The sequence below is a fragment of the Streptomyces sp. NH27 genome (assembly GCF_056859195.1).
The window spans coordinates 1-6,472 of sequence record NZ_JACEGK010000460.1 but is presented as its reverse complement, the minus strand read 5'-3'; the positions used below and the strand labels follow the sequence as shown (position 1 = coordinate 6,472).

The 6,472-nt window shown below is 71.3% G+C and carries 8 protein-coding genes and 2 pseudogenes; 7 read left to right on the top strand and 3 right to left on the bottom strand.

The features are described from left to right. The 3 genes and pseudogenes from AC13HU_RS29210 to AC13HU_RS29200 form a co-directional block, all read left to right on the top strand. Positions 1-194 (top strand): annotated as a pseudogene (locus AC13HU_RS29210) (hypothetical protein); the annotation flags it as partial. Further along, entirely contained in the window at positions 191-343 is a 153-nt protein-coding gene (locus tag AC13HU_RS29205; RefSeq protein ID WP_483044968.1) for a helix-turn-helix domain-containing protein, read from the top strand. The pseudogene AC13HU_RS29210 and the gene AC13HU_RS29205, both read left to right, overlap by 4 nt. A gap of 207 nt (positions 344-550) precedes the next feature. After that, positions 551-1,240, top strand: coding sequence for a hypothetical protein (locus tag AC13HU_RS29200; RefSeq protein ID WP_483044967.1), 690 nt, complete (start codon positions 551-553; stop codon positions 1,238-1,240). A gap of 366 nt (positions 1,241-1,606) precedes the next feature. On the opposite strand, the gene AC13HU_RS29195 is transcribed toward AC13HU_RS29200, so the two are convergent. Both AC13HU_RS29195 and AC13HU_RS29190 read right to left on the bottom strand, forming a co-directional pair. Continuing rightward, on the bottom strand, positions 1,607-3,097 hold the full coding sequence (locus AC13HU_RS29195) for an MFS transporter (protein ID WP_483044966.1): 1,491 nt from the start codon (positions 3,095-3,097) through the stop codon (positions 1,607-1,609). Between the two features lie 195 nt (positions 3,098-3,292). Then, on the bottom strand, positions 3,293-3,790 hold the full coding sequence (locus tag AC13HU_RS29190; RefSeq protein WP_483044965.1) for an aldo/keto reductase: 498 nt from the start codon (positions 3,788-3,790) through the stop codon (positions 3,293-3,295). Between AC13HU_RS29190 and AC13HU_RS29185 the strand changes: the two genes are divergently transcribed. From AC13HU_RS29185 to AC13HU_RS29170, 4 genes and pseudogenes are all read left to right on the top strand, one after another. Continuing rightward, on the top strand, positions 3,690-3,977 hold the full coding sequence (locus AC13HU_RS29185) for an MmyB family transcriptional regulator (protein WP_483044964.1): 288 nt from the start codon (positions 3,690-3,692) through the stop codon (positions 3,975-3,977). The genes AC13HU_RS29190 and AC13HU_RS29185 overlap by 101 nt on opposite strands. Before the next feature lie 206 nt (positions 3,978-4,183). Beyond that, a complete protein-coding gene (locus AC13HU_RS29180) occupies positions 4,184-4,786 on the top strand; it encodes a nitroreductase family protein (protein WP_483044963.1) in 603 nt (200 codons plus the stop codon). Positions 4,787-4,915: 129 nt separating this feature from the next. Further along, positions 4,916-5,002: pseudogene (locus tag AC13HU_RS29175) on the top strand (PIN domain nuclease); the annotation flags it as partial. 144 nt (positions 5,003-5,146) lie between these two features. Next, positions 5,147-5,437 carry a hypothetical protein gene (locus AC13HU_RS29170; protein ID WP_483044962.1) on the top strand — a complete coding sequence of 97 codons (291 nt, stop codon included), beginning with the start codon at positions 5,147-5,149 and terminating at the stop codon, positions 5,435-5,437. Positions 5,438-5,546: 109 nt separating this feature from the next. Here AC13HU_RS29170 and AC13HU_RS29165 read toward each other — a convergent pair whose 3' ends face one another. Continuing rightward, on the bottom strand, positions 5,547-6,242 hold the full coding sequence (locus AC13HU_RS29165; RefSeq protein WP_483044961.1) for a DUF6882 domain-containing protein: 696 nt from the start codon (positions 6,240-6,242) through the stop codon (positions 5,547-5,549). Positions 6,243-6,472 lie beyond the last annotated feature (230 nt).

Here is a 6,472-nt window from a genome sequence, read left to right as displayed (position 1 = left end):
GCCCACGACCCCGCCTGAACGCTGCACGCCACTTGGACGACGGCCTACGCGAACTGCGGTTCGTGCTGGGGCACGACGGCAACGCCATCCACCTGGCCCACACGGCTCACGCGGCTCACACCGGACAGGCCGTCCACGACCGCAGGGCCGAACTGGGCATCTCCCAAAGCGAACTCGCCGGCGATGAAGCATGACCCGGCCTCAGATCTCCAAGCTCGAACTGGGCGGCACCGTCCCGACGCTCCCGCTCCTGGCCCGCCTCGCCAACGCCCTCGACGCGTCGCTCGACATCGCCCTCGACGGCGACACCTCGTCCGTCGTCTTCACGGCACACGCCGCCTGACCTGGATGGGTCGCGGTTCCCGTCGCGTTCGGCGGGTGGAGCCGTCGCACGGCAGCCGTCGCACGGTCGCGCACGTGTTCGTCGCTGTCCTATGACAGCCGTCACCGTCTCGTCACAGGCAACGCACAGCGGAAACCCCCTCATGCGTCTCACTGTCCTCATTGGTGACAGTCGACGCAAATGACCAGATCGTCGCTAGGGGAAACCATGAACCGCCGTACCGCGCTCGCCACCGTCGTCCTGAGCTCCACCGCTCTGCTCCTCACCGCATGCGGGTCGTCCCACTCCGCTTCGAGCGCACCGGCGAACAGCGCCAAGGCGTCCACCAGCACTGGTGCGAACGCCGTCTCCGCCGACGGGTCCGCCGCTCCCACGAACACGGCGAGCCCAGTACAGAGCCCCACCGCTCCCACGAACACGGCGAGCCCGGTACACAGCCCCACCGCTCCCACGAACGCGGCGAGCCCGGTACACAGCCCCACCGCCGACGGGAAGGCGCCCACGGCCAAGCCTGTCGCGGCGAAGTCGACCGGCGCGCCCGGCAAGGCGAGCGGCGACTGGAAGGCGTGCTACGAGCCCTCGGGCTACGACCACTTCTTCGCGCTGGACTCCACCGAGCTCTACCAGGGCAACGTCATCGTGCGCGTCACCCCGGAGACCTGCCGCGTGAACAAGCACAACGACGAGGACGTCGACTTCACCCCGACCGGCGCGTCCCGTTCGTTCGTCGTCCCGTCCAGCGCCTCCGTCAAGGTCCTCGACCTCGACAAGGACACGTCCCCGCACAAGGTCGCCCCGCGCTGGCTGGTCCAGCACAAGCTGACCAACGCGAACTTCTACTACCGCGTCAACAGCAAGAACCAGGTCACCGCCATGGAGGAGATCTACCACCCGTAACGACCTGGGGAGCAATAGGGAGTGGATCAGGGAGCGGCGTCATGTGGCTTCGGATCCAAGGCGGAGGAGGGAGGCGACGCGGAGGGGGCCCCTCCCACGCCGCAGGCTGTGGGGGAGTCGTCGACCGACGACAACGCCGGAGGCGGAATCGCAGGGCGGCGCGAGCCCGCTCCCTATTGCTCCCCAGGTCGTAAGCCGCCCGGCCCGGGGCACCCGCGTGCCCCGGGCACGGCAGCCCGGGCGCTGCACGGCGGACCGGGCTCTCCGGTGCCGGGTGCCCGGTCGGGTAGCCGGCCGGACCGGGCGGACTACCGGCGGGACGAGTTCTGAACGGGTGCCGTACGAAGGTGGACGCGCCGCCGAAGGCTACGGGCAGGGGTCGTCGTCCCCGTCGTCCCCGGCGTTCCGGGCGAAGCGGGGGAAGCGGGCGAGGAGCGGCGGGGAGTCCCAGCCGGTGCGTTCGCCGCTGAGCCAGCCGTCCACCGAGGGCGTCGGGGGGCGGACGCGGCCGAGGTAGTAGAGGGCGACACCGAGCAGCGCGCCCGCGAGGGCGATCCCGAAGCAGATCCACAGCGCCGTCCTGGTGCCGGAGTCCGCGTTCGCGCCGACGTTGGCGGCGACGTAGAGCAGGACCGGGGCGATCAGGAATGCGGCGACCGCCCGGACCAGTTCGACGATCGCGAAGACGCGTTGCACGCTGCTGGAGCTCAGCGAGAAACCGGCGATGAACAGGGCGGGGACGACCGAGGCGCCGACGCCGACGCCGACCAGCCCCGAGCCCACGGCGACGAGGACGGACGTGGGCGGGGCGGCGGCGTTCATCACCAGGACACCGGCGGCCAGGAAGAGCAGGCCGACAAGGACGAAGTAGTGCAGCAGGCGGGTGCGGAACGCGGCGCCGAAGGTGACCGCGGCGATCACCGCGCCGCCGAACTCGGGGAGGTAGAGCAGCCCCAGGTGCAGCGGTGTGACGCGGTGGGCGAGCGAGACCTCGGTCAGCGCGATCGCGGACACCGACGCGGCCGCCGCGCAGATGGCGGCGACGATGCCGGCGACCGGGAGCGTGCTGAGCAGGCTCCCGACGCACAGCAGCGGATGCCGGCTCGTGTACTCGTGCACGAAGAGGATGACGATCAGCAGCAGCCCGCCGATCAGCGGCCCGCAGGTGCGGGCTTCGAGGAAGCGGTGGGTGAGCAGTTCCGAGGCGCCGAAGAACGCGGACCCGCACCCGACGGTGGCCAGGCACAGGGCGATGTAGTCGACGGGGGCGCCCGGGTCGGCCGGCGGGGTCTCCTGGAAGGTCAGCACCGACAACACGAGCGCCGCCACCGCGATGCCGGCGATCACCCAGAACAGCGGCCGCCAGCCGTGCGCGGACGCCTGGACGCCGCCGATCACCGGCCCGAGCGCGACCGCGCCGAAGATGCACATGTTCATCACCACGGCGGTCGTGCGCAGCCGGGACGCCGGGTAGCCGATGATCAGCGGCGGTACGGCGGCGATCAGCAGCAGGCTGGTGCACAGGCCCTGCAGGATGTGCCCGACGACGAACATCGCCGGGTCGGTCGCCGCCGCGGTGAGCACCGAGCCGATCACCAGCACGCTGCCGTAGACGAGCAACATCCGCCGCTGGGGCAGCAGTTGGGCGAACTGCACGGCCAGGACCGTGCCGACCGCGTAACCGGCGTTGGCCATGCCGGACGTCACGCTGAGCGCCTCAAGGCTCATGTGCAGGTCCTTGGCGATCAGCGGCGTGATGGCGCTCAGCGCCGCCGAGAGCGCCAGATACGGCACCAGCGCGAATACGACCATCGCCGCCACCGCGGGATAACGGTCGGCCAGCGGACCCTGTCGCATCGGTCGTTTTCTCCTCGTTCGGCAGCATTACGGCGTGTTGCCACCATGGTGGACCGCCATCGCCGCGGTCCCGTCAGGCACAGCCGCCGAAGTCACCCGATCGACGCTCGCACGAGTGAACGGGTACGGGTGCGCAAGCCGCGCGAAATACGGTGGCGGGCCCGTCCCCGCGGCGTACGGCCCGGGCCCGCCGGCTCAACGGCGGCGGCGCAGCGCCTTGTCCGTGAGCGCGGGCGGCTCGTAGAGGGTGACGTCGTGGTTGAGGTCGGTGCCGGGCGGCACGATCTCGTCGATACGGTCGAGGATGTCGCCGGTCAGCGCCGTGCCGGCGGTGTCCAGCAGCGAGGTGAGCTGGGCGTGGGTGCGCGGGCCGATGATCACGGACGTGAGCGCGGGGTGCGCGAGGACGAAGCCGGTGGCGAGCGCGGGCAGCGTCAGTCCGGCGTCGGCGGCCACCTTCCGCAACTCGGTGACCGCGGCGAGCTTGGCGGCGTTGCCGGGCAGAGCGGTGTCGAAGAGCTGCGGCAGGAAGTTCGAGCGGGTGGCCTCGGTGGGGTTCGCGCCGTCGGGACCGCCGTACTTGCCGGACAGCGTGCGGCTGTGCGACGTGGTCGGCGAACTGCTGCGACGCAGCGAGGAGTTCGCCCGACTGTGGGAGTCGCAGGAGGTCGAGGAGAAGACGTACGGCGTCAAGCACGTCGTCGATCCGCGGTACGGACTGATGGAGTTGCAGTTCCAGGCGATGCGACTGCCCCCGCCGGACAACGAGTTGACCCTCCTGCTCTACGCGGCCGAGCCGAACTCCCCGACCAGGAAAGCCCTACGCGCCCTCGCGGACGAAGCACCTGCCCACCGCACCAAGGACATCGGCGCGGCCTGAACCGGGGGCCAACTCTCGCGGTCTTCCCACCAGTTCCGTCCGACGGACGCGACCTCCCGCCTCGCCCTCGTCGCCGACCTGCTCGCCCTGCCCTTCCCCCGCTTCCGGTCCGGCCGCGGCGAAGAGACCGTCGAGGCCGCCCGGGCGGAGATCGGGGCCCGCGGGGTCCTGCTGGTGGGGCGGGGTCCGTGGCAGGATCTGGCGGCATGGAATTCTCCGAGGTGGTTCGACGTCGACGTATGGTCCGGCACTACTCCGACAGGCCGCTGGCGCCGGAGGTGGTCGAGAAGGTGCTCGCGTCCGCACTGCGCGCGCCGTCGGCCGGGTTCTCGCAGGGGTGGGCGTTCCTCGCCCTGACCGACGCCGCCGACCGGGCGCGCTTCTGGCCGTTCGTGCCCACCCGGGTGGAGCAGACGCCGAGCATGCAGGACGCGCCGCTGGTCGTGGTGCCGCTCGCCCACAAGGCCACCTACCTGGAGCGCTACGCCGAGCCGGACAAGGGGTGGGAGGACCGCGCCGAAGCGCGCTGGCCCGCGCCGTACTGGTACATCGACACGGGCATGGCCTCGCTGCTCATGCTGCTGACGGCGGTCGACGAGGGCCTGGGCGCCTGCTTCTTCGGCATCATGCCCGAGCATCTCCAGCCGTTCCGGGACGAGTTCGGGGTGCCCGAGCAGTACGCGCCGATCGGCGCGATCACGATCGGCTACCGGGCCGACGACCTGCCTCCGCAGAACCCGCGCACCAAGGCGCGCCGGCGGGACGCGGGCGAGGTCATCCACCGCGGCCGGTGGGGGCAGCACGCCTGAGCCGCACGTCCGCCGGGGCACGTGCGCGGGCGGCCGCGGCCCCCGGAGGCGGCGCCCGTCCTCGCCACCGCCGGCGCGCCTTGGCGCCGACCAGGCTGCGGGCCTCCGCGAATGGCTGACCCTCATCCCCTCATCCACCGCGACCGCGACTTCGAGTGCATCGCCGCCGTCACGGGCCGGCCCCTCCGGTGGTACGGCCCCGACGCCGGTAAGTGAGCCCACGGCGGCCCACCGCCGCATAGCTCCGTACGGAGGGACCACCTCGCCCCAACATAACGGATAGCGTTCACCTGACTACATGTGGCGATAATTGCTGCTGAGGGGCGCACCCGGCGTCCCCACGCACAGGAGGTATCCCACATGCGTCGTGCCCTTGCCGTGTTCGGCACCCTCGCCGCAGCGGCGACGCTCGCTCTGACGATCACCCAGTCCGCCGACGCCGCCCAGGGAAACCTGGTCGTCAACGGGAAGACCTACAACAACCCGTCCGGGTGCTACGAGTCCGACATCTGGCCGCTGCATGTCGGGAACCGCACCGACCAGCCGGTACTGGTCTTCGACGGGCCGCAGTGCCAGGGCGGGACCGTGGCGGTGGTCGATCCCGGCAGCTCGATCGTCAACGAGTTCGGGCAGAGCGTCTACGTGGACTAAGGCGCCCGAACTGCCCACCACGGCACGGGTGTCGTCGTGGACGGCCCCGGTCGGTCCCGACCACCGGGGCCTGCGCCGTCGACCGGCCCGGCCGGCCCGATCAGTGCGATCAGTCCGATCCGACGACGGTGAGGCGGATGGCGGCGATGCGGCCCTCGGGGTCGAAGTCGACTTCCGCCGCGGAGCCGTCGGGGAGTTCGGCGGTGATCTGCGTGTCGTCCTGGCGGTGCGGGATGCCGAAGTGGTCGAAGTAGCCGGCGACGACCGATCGCGGTGAGTGGCCGATGAGTTGGGCACCCATGGTGAGGAGGCGTGGCAGCGTGATCGGGTCCACCGCGGTGCGCGGGACCTGCGGGTCGTCCGGGATGAAGTAGACCTGCGTCTCGGGTCCGCCCTCGACGCCGACGTAGCCGGCCGCGCCCAGCACGCCCATGCCGGCGAACGCCAGGGTCTCGGCGGCGATCCGCGGGTCGGGGAAGCCGGACAGGTCGAGCAGCGGAGTGGCGAACTCGGGGATGCCGTGCTCCTGCCCGAACCGTTCCAGCGGCTGTCCCGCGGCGACGACGGGCGCGCCCTGGAGCCCCGGGTTGGCCCAACCCCACAGCCACGAATGCTCGGACGCGTCGTAGGTGCCCAGCACGGCGACGCGTATCTCCCGGTCGCCCTGACGGTAGGTGCAGGTGTCGAGGTCCGCCGTCCAGGGGCCCGCGGGCAGGAAGTCCGTGAGGACGTTGAGCTGTTCGGCACCCCAGGCGGCATGCCGCTCCGTCGCCCGAAGGAAGGAATCGCTGAAAGCTGTAGGCATGAGGCGTCACCCTAAAGGAAGGCCCGCCACCACCCTCGTGGCGGGTCCGGCCCGGTGCTCCTGCTTCCCTTGGGGCGATCCATCGTGCCACCGTGGCTCGTAACGGCCGCACCACCGCGGCCTGTTCGGGGTGGGCAGCTCGGGGCGGAACCGGGGCGTGAGGGCGGGACGTCCCTCCTCTCACCGAGGGCGACACGGGTTGCGAAGCGCACTCCGGGAGACGGGGAGGC